This window comes from Pseudomonas sp. Ps21-P2, from assembly GCF_039672565.1.
Classification (GTDB): Bacteria; Pseudomonadota; Gammaproteobacteria; order Pseudomonadales; family Pseudomonadaceae; genus Aquipseudomonas.
The window spans coordinates 262,989-287,467 of the sequence record NZ_JBDFPL010000010.1 but is presented as its reverse complement, the minus strand read 5'-3'; the positions used below and the strand labels follow the sequence as shown (position 1 = coordinate 287,467).

The window sequence follows — 24,479 nt, the reverse complement described above, 5'->3', positions numbered from 1 at the left end:
CTCATCAACTTCAACCACTTGCGCTTCGTTCGACTTAACGTCTCACGTCAGCGGGAGGCGAATTCTACAGCGTTACAACCTGCTGTCAACTGCCTTTTTCACCGCTGTCGATTCAAGCATCTGAACCTAAGCATTCCTCGCTGCTTACTTCGTCCAACTCTTTGATTATCAAGGAGTTTTCCGTTTCGTCTGCGCCGGAAGTGGGGCGAATTATAGACAGATCCAGAGGAGCGTCAAGCACTTATTTAAACTTTGGTGGCAACATTGCTGCTCTTGGCCCGACGACGCTGGATACGCCCAGCAATTACGGGGATCCTAAGCACAAGAAGCAGTGCGCCGATCGTTGCATATATAGCCCACTCTTTCAGATCAGCCCGCACAATCCACAGCATGTGCAGTAAACCCAGCCCCAAAATCAGGTAACTAAGCCGATGCAGCTTCTTCCACCGCGCGCCCAAACGGCGCTGACTATAGCGATTGGAGGTGACCGCCAGCGACAACAGACCCAGAAAGCCCAGCGCGCCGACAATGATGTAAGGCCGCTTGACCAGTTCAACGCCCAATTGCGCCCAGTCGAATCCAAGGATAAAGAAGCCATAACCCAGCATGTGCAGCGACACATAGGTGAAACACCACAGCCCCAGTTGCCGGCGAACAGCGATCCATCCGGGCCAGCCCGTCGTGCGCTGCAATGGGGTCATCGCCAGCGTGATCAAAAGCAGGGTCAATGTCCCGAGGCCCAAGCGATCAACAAGCACTTTCCCGGGATCCGGCCCCAAAGCAAAAATCCACGCCTGGTAGAGCCAATACATGGGGACTACCGCTGCTGCGATGAAGACCGACACTCGCCAGTAGATGAAGCGCATCAATAGTTTTTCCGGAGATCCAGGCCTGTATAAAGAGAAGCAACCTGCTCCCCATACCCGTTGAACATCTCAGTCTGGCGAATATTCGGGCTGAACAGCCCGCTAGGCAAACGTCGCTCGTGCGCCTGGGTCCAACGGGGGTGGTCAACCGTCGGGTTCACATTGGCGTAAAAACCGTACTCGCTTGCCGCAATGCTTTGCCACGTGGTTTTCGGCTGCTCGCTCGTCAGGCTGATGCGCACGATGGACTTCGCGCTTTTAAATCCGTATTTCCAAGGCACGATCAGACGCAGCGGCGCGCCGTTCTGATTGGGCAGCTCCCGTCCATACATGCCCACCGCCAGAATCGCGAGGGGATTCATCGCCTCATCCAGGCGCAGACCTTCTACATAAGGCCAGTCGATCAATGCAAAGCCGGAGCGCTGGCCAGGCATGGTCTTCGGGTCCTGCAGCGTTTCGAAGCGGATGTATTTGGCATTCGCCGTGGGTTCAACCTGCTTGAGCAGCTCGGAGATCGGGAAACCCAGCCAAGGGATCACCATCGACCACGCCTCTACACAGCGCAGACGATAGATACGCTCCTCCAGCTGATAAGGCTTCATGAAGTCTTCAAGCGCGTAGCGGCCAGGCTTGGCCACCTCCCCGTCGATGACAACGCTCCACGGCTCGGTTTTCAGGGAGCCGGCGTTTTGCGCAGGATCGCCCTTGTCGGTGCCGAATTCGTAGAAGTTGTTGTAGTGGGTCGCATCCTTGAACGGCGTGATCGTCTCGTCCTTGACGGTAACGGCTTGCCACTTGGTCGCAGGCAATTTGCCTTTGAACCAGTCCGGCGCGGCGCCGGCTTCAACGTCGGCGTAGCGCGAGGCTTCCTCGGCTTGGGCCCAACGAGGCATCGCACTGACGGCGAGCCCTGCAAGTGAGCTGCCGAGCAACGCGCGGCGAGAGAGATAAATGGATTCGGGCGTGACATCCGATTCTTTGCAATCAGATGTGGAAGGGATCTTGATCAGCATGATGACTCCGCAGTTATAGAGAACTGAAGCATCTATAGCTGCGGAGTATGCGGGAAATGCAGGCCGACTAACTACCTCTGGCGACGCAGACGCAGCAGGTACTGGATCGGACCAGACGCTGCGTAGCCGAGGAATATCAGCAGCAGAATACGCGGAGGATCACTGAACACGACGGCAAACACCAGAACCACCGCGAGGATCGCAACAAACGGCACTCGCCCCTTGAGATCCAGCTCTTTGAAACTGTTGTATTTGATGTTGCTGACCATCAGCATCCCGGCAGCAGCAACCAATAGAGCGACCAGGAACGACAATTTCGACCCCTGAATGCCGTAATCGCTGAAGGCCCAGACGGTGCCTGCGACTACGCCCGCCGCGGCAGGACTTGCCAGCCCTATGAAGTAACGCTTGTCCGCCTTGCCTACCTGAGTGTTGAAGCGCGCCAGACGCAATGCTGCGCCCGCGACATAGATGAAGGCGACCATCCAGCCGACCTTGCCCATGTCGCCCAGCGCCCAGCCAAATGCCAACAACGCCGGCGCCACGCCAAAAGCAACCATGTCGGAAAGCGAGTCGTACTCTGCGCCGAATGCGCTCTGGGTGTTGGTCATCCGCGCGACGCGGCCATCCAGACCGTCCAGGACCATGGCAACGAAGATGGCGATGGCGGAAAACGCAAAATATTTACTCGCGCTCACCTGATCACCTGCACTCAATGCGCTCTGCGCACTCATGGCGCTGATGATTGCGTAGAAGCCGGCGAACAGATTCGCGGTGGTGAACAGATTGGGCAGCAGGTAGATGCCGCGATGACGGACCTGGCGCCCTTCGGCGTCGTGGCCCTCTTCAATGTGTTCATCGATCGGTAGCAGGCTTTCGGCGTCAGAAGCCTTGTTCGGCTCTTCGGGACGTTCGCTCATGGACAATACCTTGCAGCTGAAGAATTTCGACAAATGCTTGTGGCCGCTGGGCCGACAAACGATGCAGCTTTATACCAGATGAGCCCCCATAACGAAAAAACGCGACCCGAAGGCCGCGTTTTTTCCTGCAAGAAATGATCTGTGATCTTAGTTCTTGGCTTGGTCGACGATCTTGTTCTTGGCGATCCAAGGCATCATCGAGCGCAGTTGCTCACCAATGATTTCCAGACCATGCGCCTTGTTGTTACGACGCTTGGCGGTCATCGACGGGTAGCCGCTGGCGCCCTCGGCGATGAACATCTTCGCGTATTCGCCGTCCTGGATGCGCTTCAGAGCGTTGCGCATGGCCTGACGGGATTCGGCGTTGATAACTTCCGGGCCGGTCACGTACTCGCCGTATTCGGCGTTGTTGGAGATCGAGTAGTTCATGTTGGCGATACCGCCTTCGTACATGAGGTCGACGATCAGCTTCAGCTCGTGCAGGCACTCGAAGTAAGCCATTTCCGGCGCGTAGCCGGCTTCCACCAGGGTTTCGAAACCGGCTTTGACCAGTTCAACGGTACCGCCGCACAGAACGGCTTGCTCGCCGAACAGGTCGGTTTCGGTCTCGTCCTTGAACGTGGTTTCGATGATGCCGGTACGACCGCCGCCAACACCCGACGCGTACGACAGAGCGACGTTCTTGGCGTTGCCCGAAGCGTCCTGGTAAACGGCGATCAGGTCAGGGATGCCACCGCCTTTGACGAACTCGGTGCGCACGGTGTGGCCCGGTGCTTTTGGCGCGATCATGATCACGTCGAGGTCGGCACGTGGAACAACCTGGTTGTAGTGAATCGCGAAGCCGTGGGAGAAGGCCAGTGTTGCGCCCTTCTTGATGTTCGGCTCGATTTCGTTCTTGTACAGCTGAGACTGGAATTCGTCCGGGGTCAGGATCATGACCAAGTCTGCAGCGGCGACAGCGGAAGCCACGTCGGTCACTTTCAGGCCGTGAGCTTCAGCTTTGGCGACAGTGGCCGAACCCTTGCGCAGGCCAACGGTGACATCAACGCCGGAGTCTTTCAGGTTGCACGCTTGAGCGTGACCCTGAGAACCGTAACCGATGATGGCAACTTTTTTGCCTTGGATGATCGAAAGGTCGCAGTCTTTGTCGTAATAAACTTTCATGAAATTCCCCTGATAACTTGGCCGCAAGGCCATTTGCAAAATTAGGTTAGATGCTCAGCACTTTGTCGCCGCGGGCAATGCCCGTGACGCCGCTTCGTACGGTTTCCAGAATGGCGGTGGTGCCAATCGCCTGGATGAAGCTGTCAAGCTTGTCGCTTGTCCCGGTCAACTGCACGGTATAGACGCTGCTGGAGACGTCGACGATCTGGCCGCGAAAGATGTCGGTGGTACGCTTGATCTCGGCACGTTGTGCGCCAGTGGCTTTCACCTTGATCAGCATCAGCTCGCGCTCGATGTGGGCGCTTTCCGACAGATCGACAAGCTTGACCACCTCGACCAGCTTGTTGAGGTTCTTGGTGATTTGCTCGATCACTTCATCATGTCCAACGGTGGTCAGCGTCAGACGCGACAGGGTCGGGTCCTCGGTTGGCGCCACCGTCAGGCTCTCGATGTTGTAATTGCGCTGCGAAAACAGGCCGACCACACGAGACAGCGCGCCCGGTTCGTTTTCCAGCAATAGCGAAATGATGTGGCGCATGGTTATGTCCGCTCCGTCTTGCTCAGCCACATGTCACGCATGGACCCGTCTCTGATCTGCATCGGATAAACGTGCTCGCTGACGTCGACCTGGATGTCGAGGAACACCAGGCGATCTTTCATGGCGAACGCTTCTTCCATCTTCGGCTTCAGGTCCTTCAGATCGGTGATGCGCATGCCGACATGACCGTAGGCCTCGACCAGCTTCACGAAGTCAGGCAGCGACTCCATGTAGGAGTGCGAGTGACGGCCGCTGTAGCTCATGTCCTGCCACTGACGGACCATGCCGAGCACGCCGTTGTTGAGCAGGATGATCTTCACCGGCAGGTTGTACTGCAGGCAGGTCGACAGCTCCTGAATGTTCATCTGAATGCTGCCTTCGCCGGTGACGCAGGCGACATTGTCATTCGGGAAACTCAGCGCAACGCCCATCGCGGCAGGCAGGCCAAAACCCATCGTGCCGAGACCGCCGGAGTTGATCCAGCGATTGGGTTTGTTGAAGCGATAGTACTGAGCCGCGAACATCTGGTGCTGACCCACGTCGGAGGTGACGTAGGCATCGCCTTTGGTCACTTCGCACAGCGTCTCGATCACGGTCTGCGGCTTGATGACGCTTCCGTCGCCACGGTTGTACGGGAACAGGTCACCGCCGGCGCGCCACTCTTCGATCTGCTTCCACCACGTCTCGACCGAATCCTTGTTTGGGGTTTCGGCAAGCTCTTTGAGGGTCGCAACCATTTCGGTCAGGACGCTTTCCACCGGACCAACGATAGGCACGTCGGCCTTGATGGTTTTGGAGATGGAAGCAGGGTCGATGTCGACGTGAATGATTTTGGCGTTCGGGCAGAACTTGGCCGGGCCGTTGATGACGCGATCGTCGAAACGTGCGCCGACCGCAAGGATCACGTCGGCGTGGTGCATCGCCAGGTTGGCGGTGTAGCTGCCATGCATCCCCAGCATGCCGACGAACTGGCGATCAGTGCCCGGGTAGGCACCCAGCCCCATCAGCGTGTTGGTGACCGGGGCGTTCAATTGCTGCGCCAGTTCGGTCAATGGCGCCGAACCGTTGCCCATGATCACACCGCCACCGGCATAGATGACCGGGCGTTTGGCCGCGACCAGCATTTCCACGGCTTTGCGGATCTGGCCGGAGTGGCCACGGACCGCCGGGCTGTAGGAACGCAGCTTGGCTTTCTTGGGGAAGATGTATTCGAACTTTTCCGCCGGGTTGGTCATGTCTTTCGGGATATCGACAACGACAGGACCAGGACGACCGGATTGGGCGAGGTAGAACGCCTTTTTCAGGACTTCCGGGATTTCCGACGGGTGCTTGATCATGAAGCTGTGCTTCACGATCGGCCGGGAGATACCGATCATGTCGGTTTCCTGGAACGCGTCGGTACCGACCATGTTGCTCGGGACCTGGCCGGACAGCACCACCATGGGAATCGAGTCCATGTACGCGGTGGCGATGCCGGTGATGGCGTTGGTTGCTCCGGGACCCGACGTCACCAGTACGACACCTGCCTTGCCGGTGGCGCGGGCGTAACCGTCCGCCATGTGAGTCGCGGCCTGTTCGTGACGAACGAGGATGTGGCTCACAGCCGGTTCTTTGAACAGCGCGTCATATATATGCAGGAGGGCACCGCCAGGGTACCCGTAAATATGCTCTACGCCTTCGTCACGCAAAAAGCGGACGACCATTTCAGCGCCAGATAAAAGCTCCACGTTGTTCACCTCTAAAACGCCAGAATACCGTCCACACAAGCGAGGAGACGGGTCTTAATAGGTTTACTGCAAAGCAGAGCATGAGCGACGGTGGTCGCCGACTACGTCAGCACTGACTGAGCAAGTATTGGGATCGCCCCTTTAAGTGTTTCGGGGTCTTCCCACCCAGCGCGAGGTAACGCGTTGCGGGTGTTACGGGTCGGCGCGGGTGTGCGCCTCATGATCTACCGAGACGGTCTGCTTCTGGCAGTCCCTCTACAGCGAACTTTGGATTGTTCGGATTCGCCCCCCGCAAGTCAAGTCATCGATGCGCTTTCTTCGTTCACCGTCCGCCAAAAGGCACCGAATGAGGTCGTGGCGCCGCGCTTGTGATAGGTTTCCGGCCAATGCCACAGAAGTAAGGAACCGGGAATGCGCTGGATGATGCTTGCAGCGACGCTGACACTTGCCGTCGCCCCGGCGGTAAGCCAGGCCGCGCAGATATACAAATGGGTCGACGCTCAGGGCGTCACGCATTTCGACGCCCAGCCGCCTGCCGGGCAGGCAGCACAGGAAATCAATACAGCGAGCCCCGTCACCGCACCCCCTGCCCCGCCGCCACAGAACCAGGACGGGGTACGGGAGCAGGAGGCGGTCGATGCCAAGGTCAAGAAGCAGGTCGCCGTTCAGGAAGCGAAGCTTAAAGAAGCGTGTGACGGGCAGCGCACCAACCTTGCCCAACTGCAGAACAACCCTCGGGTACGACAGGAGGTGAACGGCGAGTTCCGGCGGTTCACGGAAGAGGAGCGCCAGGCTCGCATTGCCGAGGTCAAGAAGTACCTCGACGATCAATGCAACTGAGGGTCAGACCGCCTCTGTGATCAGGCGGTCAAAGCCTTTCAGCAGGGCAAGCAACTCGCGCGCTTCCCCGATACGGCTGGCGTACACCATCTCGGCCATTTCCAGAATACCGGATGCCGTGGGCAATGGCAGATCACGCTCAAGGATGATCTTCATGCGCGGCAGGAAGATCCATTGCAACCACTGATCAAAATCCAGCGTGTCGACGCAGAAGGGTTCACGGCTGGACAGCGACTTATCGCTGGGCGGCACATCCTTCCACCATCCCAGCACTCGCAACTCGCGCTCGATCAATAGCAACTGGTCGGCGATTTTCGGGAAGCGTTTATCCATTGGCTTTCTGCCGCGCCAGCGCCGCGCCGGCGGCGTCACCCTGTTTTTCACGCGACTGGGCAATCAACCCCCAAAGACTGGCTTGAAGGCTGGCACGGCCATTGGCGTAGGTCAGACCGCGACGCGCCAGTTGCTCGGCCTGAGGCGCATCGCCCTGAGCCAGACGCACTTGCGCCAGACGGTAAAGGACCTGTGGCTCACGGGGAGCAACGCGCTGCGCCCGCTCAAGGCTTGACGCCGCGCCGTTGAGGTCACCACCGGATTGCTGTTGCTGAGCGGTGGTCAGCAAGGCCAGCACCGGGCCATCGAGTTGCTCATCTTCCGATAATCCGCCGCTGGACGCAGACGGAATGCCAGTCGGCGCCGACGCCGGCATGTTGTAGGTATTGCTGGTCGCTGGCGGCGGTGTGTACGTGTTGTTCACCGGAGCCTGATTGACCGGCGACGTGCTAATCGGAGCGGTGCTGATCGGCGCCGTGGTGGGCGGCACGAACGTCGATATCGGCGCGCCACTGGCGTTGGCGCCGCCGGGCACCATGACCGTGACACCGGAATCTTCCTGGATCGATTGGGACTGCGCTGGCGCCTGCACGGGCGCGCGGTAGGTGTTGTTGCGTGTCGACGAAACACGCTCGCCGTTTGAAACGCGTGACCCTGAGTCCACCACCGGAATCGCACTGCGCGTCTGGGACGCGCAACCGTTGAGCAAAGCCAGAGCCGTTACAGCCGGAATCCACCACTTGTTCACGTCACATCCTCTTTGCTTAATTCAACCAGGCTCAGTTCAACCAGCCCTTGACCCAGTCCATCACCGAATCGGCGGGCGCTGCAGGCCCACCGCACGTCGGGCCGGGTTGCGGCTCACTGCCGCGAATATACGGCATCTGTACGGCGTTCGGGCAGCTGGCGTCGGTGCCTTCACCAGTACTGGCATTGACCCAGGCCTGCACGACGTTATCGGGCATCGCCATGTCCAGCGGCAGCGGATCGGCCTTCTTCATGAAGCTGGTCCAGATCTGCAAGGCGCCGGTGGCCCCAGTGAACGGCGTCTTGCCGTTGTCGTCGCGGCCCATCCAGACGATCGCCAGCAAATCCTGACTGAAACCGGCAAACCAGCTGTCGCGGGAATCGTTGGTGGTGCCCGACTTGCCCGCCAGATTCAGGGTGCTCGGCAGCACGTTGTACACCGATTTACCCGTGCCTTCGCGCATCACCCGCTGCATGGCGTTCTGCAGCAGATAGATCGAACCCGGGTCGAAACGTTGTTGAATCTGGAAAGGGTAGCGCTTGAGCGGCTCCCCCTCTGCAGTCAGTACGCTGCGAATCCCGCGCAATGGCGTATTGAAGCCGCCGCTGGCGATGGTCTGATACATCGTCGCCACTTCGATTGGCGTCAGCGCGCCAGCCCCCAGGAGCATCGACGGGAAAGCCGGCCACTCACGGGTCACGCCCAGCTTGGTCAGGGTTTTGAAGACATTCGGAATGCCCAGGTCCAGACCCAGCTTCGCGCTGGACAGGTTGTAGGAATGCGCAAGGCCCTGATACAGGAAAATATTGCCGTGGGCTTTGTGATCGTAGTTCTGCGGCTTCCAGATCTGGCCGTCGGCGCCTTTCACCTGGAAGGGTTCATCGGGTACCCAACTGGTCAGCGTGTATTGCTGCGGACGTTCGAGTGCAGTGAGGTAGATGGCCGGTTTGACCAACGACCCAATCGGCCGAACGGCATCCAGCGCCCGATTGAACCCCGCAAAGCCTGCCTGGCGACTGCCGATCAGCGCCTGAACTTCGCCGGTTTCCGGATTGGTCACGACCATGGCCGTTTCCATCTCGTCCGCGCCTTTTCGGCCCGAAATCTTGGCGAAGCTTTCGCGCACGGCGGCTTCGGATTTCATCTGCAGAATCGGGTCGAAGCTGGTGAAGATCCGCAGGCCTTCCTCGGTCAAGTCTTCGTCACGGTAGTCCTGACGGAGTTGGCGTTTGACCAGATCGAGGAAGTCCGGAAACGAGCTGTCGGCCAGCGATCCGACTTTGCTCACGCCCAGCGGCATCTTCTTCGCCGCCGCCACCACTTCCGGCGTGGCGACACCCTGCTGTTCCAGCAGATCGAGGACCAGATTGCGACGCTCCAGCGCACGCTCGGGATTGCGGCGCGGGTTGTAATACGAAGGCCCCTTGACCAGACCGACCAGCAAGGCGACCTGATGCAGCTTCAACTCCGACAGCGGCTGACTGAAGAAATACTGACTCGCCAGACCAAAGCCGTGGACCGCGCGCTGGCCGTCCTGCCCCACGAACACTTCGTTGAGGTAGGCCTCGAGAATCTCCTGCTTGCTGTAATGAATCTCCAGCAGAACTGCCATCATCGCTTCGGTCAGCTTGCGGGTGATGCTGCGCTCGTTGGTCAGGTAGAAGTTCTTGACCAGTTGCTGAGTCAGCGTCGATCCGCCCTGGCGCATCTGGCCAGCGGATGCGTTGATCCAGAAAGCGCGCACGATCCCCTTTGGCGATACCCCAAAGTGATGGTAGAAATCGCGGTCTTCGACGGTGACGAGCGTGTCGAGCAAATAAGGCGGCGCCTGATCGAGCTTGATCAGAATCCGGTCTTCGAGATTCTTCGGGTACAAGCCGCCGATCATCAGAGGCTCAAGCCGCGCAACAGCCAGCTTGGCGCCATTGGCGGCGGTCAGTTCCGCGACATAATCGCCGGAGAAGCGCACATGGATCTGCTGTGCCGGATCAGCGCCTTCATAGAACTGGAAGCCGCGGGTGTTGAGATCAACATTGTTGCCGTTGACCGCAGCAGCGCCCGGCCCGTTGGCCACGGCTTCGCGGCGATAGCCGAGCGCATCGAGCTCCAGAAGGAAGTCGTCGCGTGAAAGCTTCTGGCCGACGAACAGCTCCAGCGGTCGCGCATAGACCTTGGCCGGAATGGTCCAGCGCTTGCCGGAGAATTTTTCCTGGACGATGGAATCCAGGTAAACGGCGAAGCAGCCAAGGATCACCAGCCCGACAAGACTGAGTTTCAGGGCCCAGCCCAACAGGCTGCGCAGGCGGCTGTTGGTGGGTTTGGGGGATTTTTTCGGGGTGCGGGATCGGGTCATGGCGGCGGATTATACGCACTTTCAAAGCCCCCGACAGACCACCCTTTAAGCGGTTTGCAGCAATGTCTGTAGCGGCCATAATGGCCGCCTTTCGCTACTTCTCTATCGACTTATCACCTTTCAAGGATCGTCCGTGAGCCAGACACTGATAGCCGCGCTGCAAAACCCCGCCCTGTTTCCTCACCCGGTCGAACAGTTTCAGGTCATAGAGACGCATATTTCCTGGGTGCTGCTTACCGGCCCTTACGTTTACAAGATGAAGAAGCCGGTCAATTTTGGCTTTCTGGACTTCACCAGCCTGTCGGCGCGACAGCATTTCTGTGAGCAGGAGCTAATGCTCAACCAGCGCCTGACGGAGGATCTGTACCTGGAAGTGCTGCCTGTCACCGGCAGTATCGACGCTCCGCAGCTGAATGGTGAAGGCGAAGCGATCGAGTACGTGCTGAAAATGCGCCAGTTCCCGCAGGACGGCCTGCTCAGCACGTTGCAAGCCAAAGGCGAACTGACCACCGCGCACATCGACGACATGGCACGGCAGATCGCCGAGTTTCATCTCAAATCGCCCAAAGTCCCGATGGAAAACCCACTCGGCAGTGCTGACAGCGTCATGGCGCCGGTCACGCAGAACTTTGAGCAGATTCTGCCCTTCCTCAGCGAAAAGTCTGACCTCATTCAGCTGGAAGCGCTGGAAGCGTGGGCCAACACCAGCTTCGAGCGCCTCAAGCCATTGATGAACCAGCGCAAGCTGGACGGGTTTGTCCGCGAGTGCCATGGCGACATCCACTTGGGCAACGCAACGCTGATCGATGGCAAGGTCGTGATTTTCGACTGCATCGAATTCAACGAGCCCTTCCGCATGACAGACGTCTATGCGGACATCGGCTTCCTGGCCATGGACCTTGAGGATCGCGGCCTGAAAAGCCTGTCCCGTCGATTCGTCAGCCAGTACCTGGAGCTGACCGGCGACTACGCGGGCCTGCAGCTGCTGAATTTCTACAAAGCCTACCGCGCACTGGTCCGCGCCAAAGTGGCGCTGTTCAGCCTGAATGCCGATGCTGACCAGGTGCAGCGCGCCGCAACCCTGCGCCAGTATCGTAACTACGCCAACCTGGCCGAGAGCTACAGCGCGATCCCGTCCAATTTTCTGGCCATCACCCATGGCGTTTCTGCGGTCGGGAAAAGTCAGGTCGCGATGCGGCTGGTGGAAGCGCTGGGGGCGATCCGTCTGCGTTCGGATGTCGAGCGCAAGCGAGTATTTGCCGACCATAACGACCTGTATTCCGCCGATGTCAGCGCTGCCACCTATCAGCGCCTGAACGAGCTGGCCGGTGTCGTGCTCCGCGCAGGCTTGCCGGTGGTCATCGACGCAACTTATCTGAAGCTCGCACAGCGTCAGGCAGCCGCGCAGATTGCCGAGGCGATGGGCGTTCCTTTCCTGATCATTGATTGCGCTGCGCCAAAGGCAGTTATCGAGGGTTGGCTAGCGCAACGTCGGGCGCAGAATCAGGACCCTTCCGACGCAACGATGGAAGTCATTGAAGCGCAGCTGGCCAGTCGCGAAGCGCTGACCGCCGACGAGATACTGCGCAGCCGGCACGTCGAGACCAACGTCAGCGGCGATCTGGACAAGCTGGTCGCGGACATCCGTCAGCATCTGCCGGGCCTGTAACACGCCGGCCAAACCAGTGGTCGAGTCGTGAAGGATATCGCTTCACGGCTCGCCACTAGTGGCATTATAGTGGCGTCAGAATTCCAACAAAGGAGACGTCAGATGAACCAGCCCAAGCAGCTCGACTCGCCTCTGTTCGCATTGCTGCGAAAAGACGACGTGACCGCCTTCAACCTCGAACGGCCCAAGCAGGGCCCTGTCGATCTTTCGGCTGGGGATTTCCGTGGTCTAGACCTGCGTGAACTCAACGCTGAGGAGGTCGATTTCAGCGACGCCTACTTCAGATCTGCGGACCTGCGTGGCGTTGACTTCCGGACAACCAGGCTCGAGGGTGCAAGCATCGCCCACGCGCAGATATCCGGGGCGTACTTCCCGCCAGAGCTCAGTGCTGACGAAATCCTCATGTCGGTCAATTTCGGTACGCGCCTGCGCTATCGCACCCGCTAACCTCATCACAGCCGCCAAACCTCGCTCTATGCCTCGCCCCGCATGCGCCGCCGTGCCGGGCCCGTGCTCGCCTTTCCTCCTCACCTGACCCCTACCGTTCGGCGGCGTGGCCCGCGTTCCGATGACATTCTCCCGCAGCTTGACTCGAGGTCGTCTACGCTCAAGGGCATGGCTCGCCTTTTCAGTTTGTGTCGAGCCTACGGAGAAGTTATTACACGGAATGACTGGAAAGGGCTGCAATCATGGACGATGAGTTACTGGGGATGAAGAATCTTGGGAAGACCTCGGTTCAATGGCTTCACGCTGCGGGCATTCACACTGTCGCCGACCTGCGCCGTCTTGGCGCGATCCAGGCCTACCGGGCCGTCAAGGTCAGGGGTTTCCGAGCATCCAAAGCGCTGCTGTATTCACTCGAGGGCGCGTTGTCAAATCGCCTTTGGAGCGAGCTGCCTCAAGAATACAAAGATTCCCTGGACACCGAATTGAGGAACGTAAGCCCTGGGGCAATCGGGGAACGCTGAGCTCGCACAGCAAAATAGTCTGCAGAACACTGTTGACTTACAAATGAGAATCACTATGATTATCACATCCGGTCGCGAGACTGGCCGATAACCTGAAAGGCTCCTTGGTTCGGACTCTCAGATTATCTCCTCATCAGGCTAATCACGGTTTTTGACCCGGCTCTTTGCCGGGTCTTTTTTTGCCTGCGATTTAATGGCCCACACCCAGACGGACCAACAGATCATCCAGCAGGCTGGTCGCCCCGAGCCGCAGTCTCCCCTGCTCAAGCCAGCGGGGGCCGAATCGTGCCCTGACCAGATCCATGTGCACCCGCGCTTCATCAAGCGTCCGCACATTTCCGGAAACGTTGATGCCCACATGGGCGCCTGACTCGGCGATGGCCGCAATCAAAATTCGGCTGGCCTGGGGCGTTGCGTTGATGATGTGTTTGCCCGTGCTGGTTTTCAGAAAATTGGCGCCCTCCTCAATCGCCACACAGCTTGCACCGTGAATGACCTGCGGATCACGCAGCACGCCGGTTTCCAGCGTGACGGTCAATGCTGCCCGAGCACACCTGGCTTTGCAGGCACTGATGATGTCTGCGCCAATCTGCCTGTCCCCGCCAAGTAGCGCATGGAAGGGATAAACCAGATCGATTTCGTCGGCACCCGCAAGAATTGCCGCCTGGGTTTCCGACTCGGCGGAGCTGACAGAAGGCGAACCGCTGGGGAAATTGACCGCGGCCACGACCTTGATCTCCCGCGCATGAAGCCTGTCGAGCGTGCGCCGCGCCAGTCCTGCGAATCTGGGCATTACGCAAACCGCGGCAACATGCCCCACAGGTGTCAGAGCTCGATGACACAACGCAGTAATCTTTTCAGGCGTGTCGTCGGCATTTAACGACGCCAGTTCCATCAGTCCAACAGCCAGTTGCGCCAGCGACGCTTCGACCTCATACACGTCAATTGCTTCGTTTAGGTCGTTCATCACACACCCTCAATGTCTTTGCCTGGGGCGACGATAATCGAGAACAGCTGTGCCTGAACGGTCACAAAGACGCAAAAGAGCGGGCCTACGTGATTACAAGAATTGTCCGAAGGACGTTGCCCGCACGGGCATCGAAAATGGGGCTGCTGCGTTGACATGGGCAGCTTATAGCGGTCGATCCGAGCCCCATTTCAGCGAGCGATCACCAGCGGATGCCCACGCTCGGGATGGGGCTGTACCAGAACATCCAGGCCGAATACCGACTTCAGCGCTTCAGGCTTCAGCACTTGCTGGGGTGTGCCGGATAGATGTGCCCGCCCCTGATTCAGCAACAACAGGTGATCGCAATAACGGGCGGCCAGATTCAAGTCATGCAGGATCACCATCACCGCGCCGCCACGGTCGGCGAATGCGCGAACCGCCAACAGCGTGGTGTGCTGATGCAGCGGGTCAAGCGCCGAGGTCGGCTCGTCCAGCAGAAGGATCTGGCCCTCCTCGCCGGGCCACACCTGAGCCAGCACTCGCGCCAGATGGACGCGCTGACGCTCGCCCCCCGACAGCGTCAAATAGCTGCGACCCAGTAGGTGAAGCCCATCGGCGGCCGCAAGAGCGTACTGGATAATTTCCCCGTCACGCTGCTGACCGCTGTCATGGGGCAAGCGGCCCATCGCAACCACTTCCTCGACCTTGAACGCGAAGCTCAACGTCGAACTCTGCGGCAGTACAGCCAGCCGCCGCGCCCGCTCGGGGCCACGCCACTGATTGAGGGGAATGTCGTCCAGCAACACCTGGCCGTGGGTCGGGGCAAGCTCGCCGCACAGGGCAGCCATCAGCGTACTTTTCCCTGCACCATTGGGGCCCAGCACGCCAAGCATCTGACCGGGCGCCAATGCCAAGTCGATGTTGGCGACCACCTGTTTGCCATCACGCATGATGCCCAAGTCATTGGCGATCAACATCAGCTACGCCCTCGGACCAGCAGGAATAGAAAAAACGGCGCGCCAATGAACACGGTGACAATCCCGATCGGCAGCTCCGCAGGGGCCATCACCAGTCGGGCGAAGATGTCCGCGAAGAGCAGCAGCGTTGCGCCTGCCAGCGCCGATGCGGGAAGAACAACGCGGTGGTCCGGCCCGGTCAGCAGTCGCACCAGGTGCGGCACGATGAGGCCGATGAAACCGATCAGCCCCGCCGCCGCAACGGCGGCGCCCACGCCGAGGGCGATGCACAAAATCAGCTCACGCTTGAGGCGTTCGACCTCGATGCCCAGGTGACGCGCCTCCGATTCTCCCAGCAGCAACGCATTGAGCGCCTTGGCTCGGCGCGGCAGCCAGAGAATCACTGCCACGCAAACCAGCAAAAGAGGCCAGAGCCGGGCATAACTGGCGCCGTTGAGCGTGCCCAGATTCCAGAACGTCAGCGTCCGGAGGCTGGCGTCATCGGCCAGATACGTGAACAGGCCGATGATCGAACCGGCCAGCGCAGTCATCGCCACCCCCGCCAGCAGCATGGTGCTGACGCTGGTTCGGCCATCGCGGCGTCCGAGCCGATAGACGATTGCGGTAACACCAAGCCCACCGGCGAAGGCGCAGATGGACAGCAGATACGGCTGGAACACCTCAGGCAAACCTCCCAGGGATGCTCCGGCGACGATGGCTACCGCCGCCCCCAATGCCGCGCCACTGGAAACCCCGACCAGACCGGGATCCGCCAAGGGGTTGCGGAACAGACCCTGCATCGCCACGCCGGACAAGGCGAGCACTGAACCTACTGCCAACCCGAGCAACGTGCGAGGCAGGCGGATCTGGCCCACGATCAGTTCCGCCTGTTGCAGGTTGTCCTCCGCCACGGGCACGCCCACCAGATGAAGAAACGCGCGCAAGGTGTCCATCATTGGCAGACTGACAGGCCCGAGCGCAAGGGACAGCCATATCGCCAGCAAACAGGCCAGGCCCAGTGCGATGAACAGCGTTTTGGGGGCGAGATCAAGCTTCATTGAGCGTTCGAGACCCTGGCGTTGAGCGCTGCGGCGTGAGGATAGAAGGCGTCTGCCAACGACTTCACGGCGTCCGGCAATCGAGGCCCAAGACCGCCCACCAGTAACGTCGGGTCAATCTCGATTACGCGGTTATCCCGGACGGCCCTGGTTGCCCCGAGCAGTGGGTTTTCACGCAGCAATGCCTCGCGAGGCTGGACACCGTTTTGAGCCCGATCGCTGACAACGAGCACTTCAGGATTCAGCCCGCTCAGTGCCTCATTGGAAAACACTTTATAGCCAGTGTGGGTAGCCAGGTTGCGGCCACCCGCCTGGGCGATCAGCCAGTCGCCGACAGTGCCTGCGCCAGCCAGCATCGGCGCGCTGCCTGCATGACTGACCAGCAACAGAACACCGGGCGCGGAACGCTTCAGTTGCATCACTCGCTCATGCTCCGCCGCGAGCCGCTGGATGTATTGGTCGCTCAACTGCCGCGCCTCGCCTTCCTTGCCCAATAACGCGCCAAGGCTTTCAAGATTGGCTCGCAGCGCCGGCAACTCTGCACTCGCCGACAGCACCTCCACCTGCACGCCGGCCGTGCGCAATTGCTGGATGACCGGCGGAGGCCCCATTTCTTCGGTGCCTATCAGAATCTTCGGACGCAACGTGAGAATACCTTCCGCCGACAACTGCCGCTGGTAGCCAATGCCCGGCAGCGATTTGACCGATGGCGGGTGCTGGCTCGTGCTGTCCACGCCCACCAGATGCGATTCCCCGCCCAGCGCGACGATCCATTCCGTCAAGGCGCCGCCGGCACTGACCCAGCGTTGCGGCTCGGGTGAAGCGGCCGTTGCCAGATGGGCAATAAACAGCCCTGTCACGATCGCGATCAGCTGGGCGGTGAAGCGCATAAAAGGTGCGTCCTCTATAAAGGAAGGCGCAGTCGATCACTCAAGGCGCGACTGGCTGGATTTCGTTCATCGACTGACGGGTTTGACTGCTGGCAGAATGCACAGCCTGCTACGGCCAGGCATTTGATAATTATTTGCATTTGAGCGTCAGGCGCCAAGGAGACCACGCTGAAATACCTGTGTGACAGCGCTGCGCTGATTGAAGGCAAAAGCCTCGGGTTTGAGGTTGATGAGCTCAAGATTCTGGCCGTCCGGCGAGGGGGTCAGGTTTATGTGTACGCCAATCGGTGTCCCCATCGTGGAGTGGCGCTGGAATGGCAGCCCGATGAGTTTCTCGATGCCAGCGCCAGCCTGATCCAGTGCGCCACTCACGGTGCGCTGTTCCTGATCGAGAACGGCGAGTGCGTCGCCGGCCCTTGCGAGGGCAAATCCCTGAGGGCTATCGACTGCGGCGAAGACGCTCAGGGCATCTGGATCAGTCCAGTGGCACCGGACTGAGCGGGCGCGTTTCCGTGAGGTGAATCTCAAGGCGCCGATCAATGCGCACTTCGTCAGGGGTCAGCTCCACACCATACGCCAGGACTTCAACCCCTGCCGCAGCCGCCTCAAGCAAGGCAGCGGCGTAGGCCGCGTCAATTTCGGCGGCGGGCCGCACGGCATCGATGTCTGTGAGGTTCACGCAATACAGCAACACGGCGCGCACGCCTTCCCGCGCCAGGGCCGCCAGTTCACGCAGGTGCTTCGCGCCGCGCTGAGTGACCGCATCGGGAAACGCAGCGACACGACTGTCATCAAAGCCCAAAGTCACGCTTTTGACTTCCAAGTACAGCGGGCCATCGGGGTAATCCAGACGGAAGTCGACGCGGCTGTTTTCCTGGCCATAGGCGACCTCGCGCTTGAGCGCCGTAAACCCTTGCAACTCTGTGATCACGCCGGCCAGAAGTGCTTCTTCCACCAGCCTGTTGGCGCGCGCGGTGTTGACGCAGGCGAGCCGCCCCTGTGGTGTTTCGGTAATTTCCCAAGTGCCCGGCAGCTTGCGCTTGGGGTCATTGGAGCGGCTGAACCAGACCCGCCCCCCCGGCATCATGCAATTGAACATCGAACCCGTGTTGGGACAGTGAATCGTCAGCCGCTCGCCGCTGGCGGTCTCGATGTCGGCAAGGAAGCGCTTGTAGCGCTGAATCAGCCGGCCTTCGTCAAGTGGAGGTGAGAAACGCATCAGCCTTGCCAGCTCCGCAGACCCCGACCTATTCGCTCGACCGCCTCCTGAAGCCGAGGCAGGCTTTGGGTGTAGGCGAAGCGCACATGATGGCCGGCGCGGTACCGACCGAAATCCAGCCCGGGAGTAAATGCGACGTGCTCGGTTTCCAGAAAGTGATGACAGAACGCGAACGCGTCGCCACCGAACGCGCTGATGTCTGCGTATAGATAGAAGGCGCCTTCTGGCTCCACGGCAATGTTGAAGCCCAGTTCGCGCAGCGCCGGAAGCAAGAAGTCGCGACGCCGGGCAAACTCGGCACGACGTTGCTCGAGGATCTCCAGGGTCTGCGGCTCGAAACAGGCGAGTGCCGCACTTTGCGCCATGCTCGGCGCGCTGATGTAAAGATTCTGCGCAAGCTTTTCCAGATCACCGACCGCCGCCTCGGGGGCAACCAGCCAACCGAGGCGCCAACCGGTCATGCCGAAATACTTGGAAAAACTATTCAGCACGAAGGCGTCGTTATCGACTTCCAGCACGCTGCTCGCGTCCATTCCGTAGGTCAGGCCGTGATAGATCTCGTCCACCACCAGGTGCCCATCCCGTGCCTTGAGCGACGCCGAAAGCGCGGCAAGCTCGTCGCGGTGCAGCAAGGTCCCGGTCGGATTGGCTGGAGAAGCCACCAGCGCGCCGACGCTGTCCTCGTTCCAGTATTGAGCGACCAGATCGGCCGTCAGTTGATAACGCACTTCCGGCCCCACGGGCACCAACTGCGCAGCCCCCTCCACAAGGCGCAGAAAATGCCGGTTGCACGGGTAACCCGGATCGGCCAGCAGCCAGTGTTTGCCGGGATCGACCAGCAGACTTGCCGCCAGTAGCAGTGCACCTGAACCGCCTGGCGTAATCAAAATTCTGCCCGGATCGACGTTCACGCCGTAACGCTGAGCGTAAAAGCCCGAGATGGCCTCGCGCAGTTCCGGCAGACCACGGGCCGCCGTGTAACGGGTCTTGCCAGCGGCCAACGCCGCCTGACCGGCCTTGATGATCGGCTCGGCCGTGGTGAAATCCGGCTCGCCGATCTCCAGGTGGATAACGTCATGCCCCGCCGCTTGCAGTTCATTGGCCCGCGCCAGCAGCGCCATGACATGAAAGGGTTCGATGGCGCGGCTGCGCGCACTGTAGGGCTGTGGCATGGGCCTTCCTTTGGTGAGGGGTGGCGAGATAAGTCGCCGATTCTACTCATCCGCCCGGGCGGGCTACAGCGTTTATCGGCCTGAGCAGGAGCGACTTGCAGCCGACAGTCCAGAAAACCGGGCGCTCGCGCCGCAGGCACTAAACTCAGCGCTGTGGAAAATAGATAAAACCGGGCGCTCAGGCTGCGGTCATAGTCCACGTGCGTGCTGCGGGCCATCCTCGACAACCGGGAGTAGCGCGCTCCGATTCGATCTGGTAAGTTCGCCCGCTTGCAGCCGCAGGGCCGGCAGGTGTCGGCGATGGATCTTAACCTGTGTAATGGCTTAGAAGAGTGAGAGGCGGTCCGTTCATGCCCACCGAAGAAAAGCAAAAGAGCACCCCGGCAATCAGTGGTTTCGAACCCTACGTCCCGACGAAGGGTGAGGAATACATGGGCGACCCCATGCGCAAGCACTTCACCAAGATCCTGTCCAAGTGGAAACAGGAGTTGATGGTAGAAGTTGACCGCACGGTTGTTCACATGAAGGACGAGGCGGCTAACTTCCCTGACCCTGCAGACCGTGCAAGTCAGGAAGAAGAGTTCGCGCTGGAACTGCGCGCCCGCGATCGTGAGCGCAAGTTGATCAAGAAGATCGACAAGACGCTGCAGCTGATTCAGGACAAGGAATACGGCTGGTGCGAATCGTGCGGCGTCGAGATCGGTATCAAGCGCCTTGAGGCCCGCCCAACGGCCGACATGTGCGTTGACTGCAAAAGCCTCGCTGAAATCAAGGAAAAACAGGTCGGTAAGTGATCCTGTTGATCCAGTAAAAGGACGCCTCGGCGTCCTTTTTTGTTTCCCCGCATTGACCGGCCGAGCACCCGACGGGGTGGGCTGGAAAGCGCCCTACGGGGGCGTCGCGTTTTCCCACACTGCACGACAGGTCGTCCGGTATTTCGTACGTTTTATTTCCAGTACCATCAGCGCCCATGAAAACCCCTTCTTATATAGGGCGCTTTGCGCCGACCCCCAGCGGTTATCTGCACTTCGGCTCTCTGGTCGCAGCGCTGGCCTCCTATCTCGACGCCCGTTCGGTCAGCGGAAAATGGCTGATGCGCATGGAAGATCTCGACCCTCCCCGCGAGGTTCCGGGTGCCCAGGCGGGGATACTCCAGACCCTCGAAGCCTACGGGTTCGAATGGGACGGCGAACTGGTGAGGCAAAGCGACCGGCATGATGCTTATCAGGCGATCATCCATCAGTGGTTCAGCCATGGGCTCGCTTACGCCTGCACCTGTTCGCGCAAGCAACTGGAAGGCTACAACGGCATTTACCCGGGTTTTTGCCGGAACGCCGGGCACTCACCCGAAGACGCGGCCATCCGCATTCGGGTGCCTGAGCTGGAATACCGCTTCGAAGACCGCGCGCAGGGCGAGTTTCGGCAGCATCTGGGGCGCGACGCGGGCGATTTCATCATTCGTCGCCGCGACGGCTTTTACGCCTACCAACTGGCGGTGGTCCTCGACGACGGCTGGCAGGGCGTGACCGACATCGTACGGGGCGCTGATCTGCTCGACTCCACGCCACGTCAGCTGTACCTGCAGGAACTGCTGGGCCTGCCGCAACCCCGCTACCTTCATGTGCCTCTGATCACCCAACCCGACGGCCATAAACTGGGCAAATCCTACCGTTCGCCACCCCTGCCATCCGATCAGGCCACGCCGTTGCTGCTTCGAGGGCTGCGCGCGCTGGGGCAAAAGACGCCGGATGAACTGAAACACGCTACGCCCCGAGAGGTACTGGATTGGGCAATTGCCCACTGGAATGCCGATTCGATACCCCGCCTGGGCTATATCGAGGAAGCTCGAATAGACTGAGCTCGCGCAGCCGATTCACAGGGAGGCAGCACAAAGCTGGCGGAAACGTCGCTTGCAGCCCCATCGCCATCCGTTACCATGCCGCTCCGTCATCTTCTGGTCAGTCAACCTGGGAGGCCAAATGTATATTTATCGATTGGTCCTGCTGCTGGTGGTGGGTATCTACCTGTTTTCCCCGGCCATCATGGACTGGTGGATCGATGCCACCGGCGCCTGGTACCGGCCGTACATGCTGTGGCTGATCCTGATCGTAGTGACCTTCATTCTGCAGAGCCAACGAGATGCCGATGAGCTTTAGCCTGACCCAGATGATTCTGGTCAGTGCCGCCTACCTGACGGTGCTGTTCGGCGTTGCCTGGATCAGTGAACGTGGCCTGATCCCGCGCTGGATCATTCGTCACCCCCTGACCTACACGCTGTCACTTGGCGTCTACGCCAGTGCGTGGGCGTTTTACGGCACGGTGGGGCTGGCTTACGAATACGGCTACGGTTTTCTGTCGAGTTATCTGGGGGTGTCCGGCGCTTTCCTGCTCGCGCCCGTCCTGCTCTACCCCATTCTCAAGATCACCCGCACCTACCAGCTCTCGTCACTGGCCGATCTGTTCGCCTTCCGCTTTCGCAGCACCTGGGCGGGTGCACTGACCACCATCTTCATGCTGATCGGCGTTCTGCCGTTGCTGGCACTGCAGATCCAGGCCGTTGCCGACTCCATCGGCATTCTGACCCGGGAGCCGGTGCGCAACTACGTGGCTTTTGCGTTCTGTGTGCTGATCACGCTGTTCACCATCTTCTTCGGGTCCCGTCACATCGCCACGCGGGAAAAACACGAAGGGCTGGTATTCGCCATCGCCTTCGAGTCGGTCATCAAGCTGGTCGCCATCGGCGGCATCGGTCTGTACGCGCTGTATGGCGTGTTCGATGGGCCGCAGAGCCTTGAGCAATGGCTGCTGCAAAACCAGAGCGCACTGGCGGCCTTGCACACGCCACTGCAGGAAGGCCCGTGGCGTACGCTCCTGCTGGTGTTCTTCGCCTCGGCCATCGTGATGCCGCACATGTATCACATGACCTTTACCGAAAACCTCAATCCGCGCTCGCTGGTCAGCGCCAGTTGGGGTCTGCCACTGTTTCTGCTGCTGATGAGCCTGGCGGTACCCCTGGTGCTGTGGGCCGGTTTGAAACTGGGCGCCACCACCAGCCCTGAATATTTCACTTTGGGTATTGGCATCGCCGCCCACAGCAAGACCCTGGCCTTGCTCGGCTATATCGGCGGGCTTTCTGCGGCGAGCGGGCTGATCATCGTCACCACCCTGGCGCTGTCCGGCATGGCGCTGAACCACTTGGTGCTGCCGCTTTACCAGCCGCCTGCCGAAGGCAATATCTATCGCTGGTTGAAGTGGACACGGCGCGGGCTGATTGTCGCGATCATCATGGCCGGCTTTGGCTTTTATCTTCTGCTTGGCGCCAAGCAGAATCTGGCGAATCTGGGCATCGTCGCGTTCGTTGCGACATTGCAGTTCCTTCCCGGCGTGCTATCGGTGCTGTACTGGCCGGCGGCCAACCGACGCGGCTTCATGGCTGGCCTCATTGCCGGCATCGCGGTCTGGACCATCAGCATGCTGCTGCCGCTGATCGGCGACTTCCAGGGGTTCTACATCCCGCTGCTGAACATGATTTACGTGCTGGATGACACCAGCTGGCACATGGCGGCAATTGCCTCGTTGGCGGCCAACGTGCTGGTGTTCACCCTAATTTCGCTGTTCAGCAATCCCAGTCCCGAAGAGGCGAGTGCGGCCGAGGCCTGCGCAGTGGACAACGTTCGCCGCCCACAGCGTCGCGAGCTGCATGCCGCTTCACCCCAGGAGTTCGCCACTCAACTGGCCAAACCCCTGGGCGCGAAAGCTGCGCAGAAGGAAGTCGAACAGGCGCTGCGGGACCTTTATCTGCCGTTCGACGAGCGCCGGCCTTACGCCCTGCGGCGTTTGCGCGACCGTATCGAAGCCAATCTTTCAGGGCTGATGGGGCCAAGTGTGGCGCAGGACATGGTTGAGACGTTTCTGCCTTACAAGTCCGGCAGTGAGAACTATGTCACCGAGGATATTCACTTCATCGAAAGCCGCCTTGAGGATTACCACTCCCGCCTCACCGGCCTGGCTGCCGAGCTCGACGCCCTGCGCCGTTATCACCGCCAGACCCTGCAAGAGCTGCCGATGGGCGTGTGCTCCCTGGCCAAGGATCAGGAGATCCTGATGTGGAACAAGGCTATGGAAGAGCTGACCGGTATCGGCGCTCAGCGCGTTGTCGGGTCACGGCTCGAAACCATCGTTGATCCCTGGAAGCAGCTGCTGCTGGGGTTCATCAATGTCCCGGACGAGCACTTGCATAAGCAGCGCCTGGGCCTCGACGGTCAGACTCGCTGGCTCAATTTGCACAAGGCGGCCATTGATGAGCCGCTTGCGCCGGGCAACAGCGGGCTGGTGATTTTGGTCGAAGACCTGACTGACACGCAGATGCTGGAAGACAAACTGGTGCACTCCGAGCGTCTTGCGAGCATTGGTCGACTGGCTGCCGGTGTTGCCCACGAAATCGGCAACCCGATCACCGGCATCGCCTGCCTGGCGCAGAACCTGCGCGAAGAACGCGAAGAAGACGCCGAGCTGACGGAAATCAGCAGCCAGATCATCGAGCAGACCAAGCGCGTTTCCCGCATCGTGCAGTCGCTGATGAGCTTCGCCCATGCGGGCGGACATCAACACGCCGACGAACCGGTGTGCCTGGCAGAGGTGGCGCAGGATGCCATTGGTCTGCTGGCGTTGAACCGGCGCAATTTCGAAGTGCAGTTCTATAACCTGTGCAACCCGAACCACTGGGTGGACGGCGATCCACAGCGGCTCGCACAGGTGTTGATCAACCTGCTGTCAAACGCCCGCGACGCATCGCCCGCCGGCAGTGCGGTACGGGTGAAAAGCGAGGCTTCCGAACACACGGTCGACCTGATCGTGGAAGACGAAGGCAGCGGCATTCCGAAAGCCATCATGGACCGCTTGTTCGAACCTTTCTTCACCACCAAGGATCCGGGCGAAGGAACAGGACTGGGGCTCGCGCTGGTCTATTCCATCGTTGAAGAGCATTATGGACAAATCACCATCGACAGCCCGGCTGACCCCGAGCACCAACGCGGAACCCGAATTCGGGTGACCTTACCGCGACATGTCGAAGCGACGTCCGCCGTGAACTGAGA

At 60.0% G+C, this 24,479-nt stretch carries 24 protein-coding genes; 9 read left to right on the top strand and 15 right to left on the bottom strand.

Features of this window, described 5'->3' with window-relative positions; translation table 11 throughout:
* Window positions 1-245: 245 nt before the first annotated feature.
* The 6 genes from msrQ to ABEH28_RS24105 all read right to left on the bottom strand — a co-directional run bounded on the left by msrQ (window position 246) and on the right by ABEH28_RS24105 (window position 6,228).
* A complete protein-coding gene (msrQ, locus tag ABEH28_RS24130) occupies window positions 246-866 on the bottom strand; it encodes a protein-methionine-sulfoxide reductase heme-binding subunit MsrQ (protein WP_346631273.1) in 621 nt (206 codons plus the stop codon).
* On the bottom strand, window positions 866-1,879 hold the full coding sequence (gene msrP, locus ABEH28_RS24125; protein ID WP_192174628.1) for a protein-methionine-sulfoxide reductase catalytic subunit MsrP: 1,014 nt from the start codon (window positions 1,877-1,879) through the stop codon (window positions 866-868). The genes msrQ and msrP overlap by 1 nt, the downstream gene beginning before the upstream one ends.
* A gap of 71 nt (window positions 1,880-1,950) precedes the next feature.
* Window positions 1,951-2,799: a CDP-diacylglycerol--serine O-phosphatidyltransferase gene (gene pssA, locus ABEH28_RS24120; protein WP_192174627.1), complete on the bottom strand. Its 849-nt coding sequence runs from the start codon at window positions 2,797-2,799 to the stop codon at window positions 1,951-1,953.
* A 147-nt stretch (window positions 2,800-2,946) separates the two neighbouring features.
* Window positions 2,947-3,963, bottom strand: coding sequence for a ketol-acid reductoisomerase (gene ilvC / locus ABEH28_RS24115; protein ID WP_037018564.1), 1,017 nt, complete (start codon window positions 3,961-3,963; stop codon window positions 2,947-2,949).
* Window positions 3,964-4,009: 46 nt separating this feature from the next.
* Window positions 4,010-4,501 carry an acetolactate synthase small subunit gene (ilvN, locus tag ABEH28_RS24110; RefSeq protein ID WP_093469284.1) on the bottom strand — a complete coding sequence of 164 codons (492 nt, stop codon included), beginning with the start codon at window positions 4,499-4,501 and terminating at the stop codon, window positions 4,010-4,012.
* A 2-nt stretch (window positions 4,502-4,503) separates the two neighbouring features.
* Entirely contained in the window at window positions 4,504-6,228 is a 1,725-nt protein-coding gene (locus ABEH28_RS24105; protein ID WP_192174626.1) for an acetolactate synthase 3 large subunit, read from the bottom strand.
* A 411-nt stretch (window positions 6,229-6,639) separates the two neighbouring features.
* Here ABEH28_RS24105 and ABEH28_RS24100 point away from each other — a divergent pair, with 411 nt between their 5' ends.
* On the top strand, window positions 6,640-7,068 hold the full coding sequence (locus tag ABEH28_RS24100; protein WP_346631272.1) for a DUF4124 domain-containing protein: 429 nt from the start codon (window positions 6,640-6,642) through the stop codon (window positions 7,066-7,068).
* A gap of 3 nt (window positions 7,069-7,071) precedes the next feature.
* On the opposite strand, the gene ABEH28_RS24095 is transcribed toward ABEH28_RS24100, so the two are convergent.
* The 3 genes from ABEH28_RS24095 to mrcB are packed head-to-tail and all read right to left on the bottom strand — an operon-like array spanning window position 7,072 to window position 10,502.
* On the bottom strand, window positions 7,072-7,401 hold the full coding sequence (locus tag ABEH28_RS24095; protein WP_346631271.1) for a YqcC family protein: 330 nt from the start codon (window positions 7,399-7,401) through the stop codon (window positions 7,072-7,074).
* Complete coding sequence (locus tag ABEH28_RS24090) at window positions 7,394-8,149, bottom strand: hypothetical protein (protein ID WP_346627726.1); 756 nt, start codon at window positions 8,147-8,149, stop codon at window positions 7,394-7,396. The genes ABEH28_RS24095 and ABEH28_RS24090 overlap by 8 nt, the downstream gene beginning before the upstream one ends.
* A gap of 31 nt (window positions 8,150-8,180) precedes the next feature.
* Window positions 8,181-10,502, bottom strand: a complete 2,322-nt coding sequence (mrcB, locus tag ABEH28_RS24085) for a penicillin-binding protein 1B (RefSeq protein ID WP_346627725.1) — start codon at window positions 10,500-10,502, stop codon at window positions 8,181-8,183.
* Window positions 10,503-10,635: 133 nt separating this feature from the next.
* Here mrcB and ABEH28_RS24080 point away from each other — a divergent pair, with 133 nt between their 5' ends.
* The 3 genes from ABEH28_RS24080 to ABEH28_RS24070 all read left to right on the top strand — a co-directional run bounded on the left by ABEH28_RS24080 (window position 10,636) and on the right by ABEH28_RS24070 (window position 13,139).
* Window positions 10,636-12,171 (top strand): AAA family ATPase, encoded by a 1,536-nt coding sequence (locus tag ABEH28_RS24080; RefSeq protein ID WP_346631270.1) that lies wholly within the window; start codon window positions 10,636-10,638, stop codon window positions 12,169-12,171.
* A gap of 102 nt (window positions 12,172-12,273) precedes the next feature.
* Window positions 12,274-12,618 carry a pentapeptide repeat-containing protein gene (locus tag ABEH28_RS24075; protein WP_192174620.1) on the top strand — a complete coding sequence of 115 codons (345 nt, stop codon included), beginning with the start codon at window positions 12,274-12,276 and terminating at the stop codon, window positions 12,616-12,618.
* 242 nt (window positions 12,619-12,860) lie between these two features.
* Entirely contained in the window at window positions 12,861-13,139 is a 279-nt protein-coding gene (locus tag ABEH28_RS24070; protein WP_346627723.1) for a TfoX/Sxy family protein, read from the top strand.
* 190 nt (window positions 13,140-13,329) lie between these two features.
* On the opposite strand, the gene deoC is transcribed toward ABEH28_RS24070, so the two are convergent.
* The 4 genes from deoC to ABEH28_RS24050 all read right to left on the bottom strand — a co-directional run bounded on the left by deoC (window position 13,330) and on the right by ABEH28_RS24050 (window position 16,992).
* Window positions 13,330-14,106 (bottom strand): deoxyribose-phosphate aldolase, encoded by a 777-nt coding sequence (deoC, locus tag ABEH28_RS24065; RefSeq protein WP_346631269.1) that lies wholly within the window; start codon window positions 14,104-14,106, stop codon window positions 13,330-13,332.
* 191 nt (window positions 14,107-14,297) lie between these two features.
* A complete protein-coding gene (locus ABEH28_RS24060) occupies window positions 14,298-15,065 on the bottom strand; it encodes a heme ABC transporter ATP-binding protein (RefSeq protein ID WP_346631268.1) in 768 nt (255 codons plus the stop codon).
* The gene (locus ABEH28_RS24055; protein WP_346631279.1) at window positions 15,065-16,048 is read right to left on the bottom strand and encodes an iron ABC transporter permease; all 984 of its coding nucleotides are present in this window, start codon (window positions 16,046-16,048) and stop codon (window positions 15,065-15,067) included. The genes ABEH28_RS24060 and ABEH28_RS24055 overlap by 1 nt, the downstream gene beginning before the upstream one ends.
* A gap of 50 nt (window positions 16,049-16,098) precedes the next feature.
* A complete protein-coding gene (locus tag ABEH28_RS24050; RefSeq protein WP_346631267.1) occupies window positions 16,099-16,992 on the bottom strand; it encodes an ABC transporter substrate-binding protein in 894 nt (297 codons plus the stop codon).
* Window positions 16,993-17,160: 168 nt separating this feature from the next.
* On the opposite strand from ABEH28_RS24050, the gene ABEH28_RS24045 reads away from it, so the two are divergent.
* Window positions 17,161-17,490 (top strand): Rieske (2Fe-2S) protein, encoded by a 330-nt coding sequence (locus tag ABEH28_RS24045; RefSeq protein WP_346631278.1) that lies wholly within the window; start codon window positions 17,161-17,163, stop codon window positions 17,488-17,490.
* Here the strand turns inward: ABEH28_RS24045 and sfsA are convergent.
* Window positions 17,468-18,211 carry a DNA/RNA nuclease SfsA gene (gene sfsA, locus ABEH28_RS24040; RefSeq protein WP_346631266.1) on the bottom strand — a complete coding sequence of 248 codons (744 nt, stop codon included), beginning with the start codon at window positions 18,209-18,211 and terminating at the stop codon, window positions 17,468-17,470. The two genes, ABEH28_RS24045 and sfsA, sit on opposite strands and share 23 nt — an antisense overlap.
* Complete coding sequence (locus ABEH28_RS24035; protein ID WP_346631265.1) at window positions 18,211-19,383, bottom strand: pyridoxal phosphate-dependent aminotransferase; 1,173 nt, start codon at window positions 19,381-19,383, stop codon at window positions 18,211-18,213. Before ABEH28_RS24035 ends, sfsA begins: the two co-directional genes overlap by 1 nt.
* A gap of 350 nt (window positions 19,384-19,733) precedes the next feature.
* Here ABEH28_RS24035 and dksA point away from each other — a divergent pair, with 350 nt between their 5' ends.
* From dksA to ABEH28_RS24015, 4 genes are all read left to right on the top strand, one after another.
* Window positions 19,734-20,177, top strand: coding sequence for an RNA polymerase-binding protein DksA (dksA, locus tag ABEH28_RS24030; RefSeq protein ID WP_346631264.1), 444 nt, complete (start codon window positions 19,734-19,736; stop codon window positions 20,175-20,177).
* A 176-nt stretch (window positions 20,178-20,353) separates the two neighbouring features.
* Window positions 20,354-21,241, top strand: a complete 888-nt coding sequence (gene gluQRS / locus ABEH28_RS24025; RefSeq protein WP_346631263.1) for a tRNA glutamyl-Q(34) synthetase GluQRS — start codon at window positions 20,354-20,356, stop codon at window positions 21,239-21,241.
* A 121-nt stretch (window positions 21,242-21,362) separates the two neighbouring features.
* The gene (locus ABEH28_RS24020) at window positions 21,363-21,539 is read left to right on the top strand and encodes a hypothetical protein (RefSeq protein ID WP_002552060.1); all 177 of its coding nucleotides are present in this window, start codon (window positions 21,363-21,365) and stop codon (window positions 21,537-21,539) included.
* A complete protein-coding gene (locus ABEH28_RS24015; RefSeq protein ID WP_192174612.1) occupies window positions 21,523-24,477 on the top strand; it encodes a sensor histidine kinase in 2,955 nt (984 codons plus the stop codon). Before ABEH28_RS24020 ends, ABEH28_RS24015 begins: the two co-directional genes overlap by 17 nt.
* The last annotated feature ends 2 nt before the right edge of the window (window positions 24,478-24,479 follow it).

Coding starts and splice junctions, on each gene's coding strand:
- gluQRS (WP_346631263.1), top strand. CDS start 20,354: ATGAAAACCCCTTCTTATATAGGGCGCTTTGCGCCGACCCCCAGCGGT.
- deoC (WP_346631269.1), bottom strand. CDS start 14,106: ATGAACGACCTAAACGAAGCAATTGACGTGTATGAGGTCGAAGCGTCG.
- msrP (WP_192174628.1), bottom strand. CDS start 1,879: ATGCTGATCAAGATCCCTTCCACATCTGATTGCAAAGAATCGGATGTC.
- ABEH28_RS24075 (WP_192174620.1), top strand. CDS start 12,274: ATGAACCAGCCCAAGCAGCTCGACTCGCCTCTGTTCGCATTGCTGCGA.
- pssA (WP_192174627.1), bottom strand. CDS start 2,799: ATGAGCGAACGTCCCGAAGAGCCGAACAAGGCTTCTGACGCCGAAAGC.
- ABEH28_RS24050 (WP_346631267.1), bottom strand. CDS start 16,992: ATGCGCTTCACCGCCCAGCTGATCGCGATCGTGACAGGGCTGTTTATT.
- dksA (WP_346631264.1), top strand. CDS start 19,734: ATGCCCACCGAAGAAAAGCAAAAGAGCACCCCGGCAATCAGTGGTTTC.
- sfsA (WP_346631266.1), bottom strand. CDS start 18,211: ATGCGTTTCTCACCTCCACTTGACGAAGGCCGGCTGATTCAGCGCTAC.
- mrcB (WP_346627725.1), bottom strand. CDS start 10,502: ATGACCCGATCCCGCACCCCGAAAAAATCCCCCAAACCCACCAACAGC.
- msrQ (WP_346631273.1), bottom strand. CDS start 866: ATGCGCTTCATCTACTGGCGAGTGTCGGTCTTCATCGCAGCAGCGGTA.
- ilvC (WP_037018564.1), bottom strand. CDS start 3,963: ATGAAAGTTTATTACGACAAAGACTGCGACCTTTCGATCATCCAAGGC.
- ABEH28_RS24020 (WP_002552060.1), top strand. CDS start 21,363: ATGTATATTTATCGATTGGTCCTGCTGCTGGTGGTGGGTATCTACCTG.
- ABEH28_RS24095 (WP_346631271.1), bottom strand. CDS start 7,401: ATGGATAAACGCTTCCCGAAAATCGCCGACCAGTTGCTATTGATCGAG.
- ABEH28_RS24015 (WP_192174612.1), top strand. CDS start 21,523: ATGCCGATGAGCTTTAGCCTGACCCAGATGATTCTGGTCAGTGCCGCC.
- ABEH28_RS24035 (WP_346631265.1), bottom strand. CDS start 19,383: ATGCCACAGCCCTACAGTGCGCGCAGCCGCGCCATCGAACCCTTTCAT.
- ABEH28_RS24070 (WP_346627723.1), top strand. CDS start 12,861: ATGGACGATGAGTTACTGGGGATGAAGAATCTTGGGAAGACCTCGGTT.
- ABEH28_RS24060 (WP_346631268.1), bottom strand. CDS start 15,065: ATGTTGATCGCCAATGACTTGGGCATCATGCGTGATGGCAAACAGGTG.
- ilvN (WP_093469284.1), bottom strand. CDS start 4,501: ATGCGCCACATCATTTCGCTATTGCTGGAAAACGAACCGGGCGCGCTG.
- ABEH28_RS24100 (WP_346631272.1), top strand. CDS start 6,640: ATGCGCTGGATGATGCTTGCAGCGACGCTGACACTTGCCGTCGCCCCG.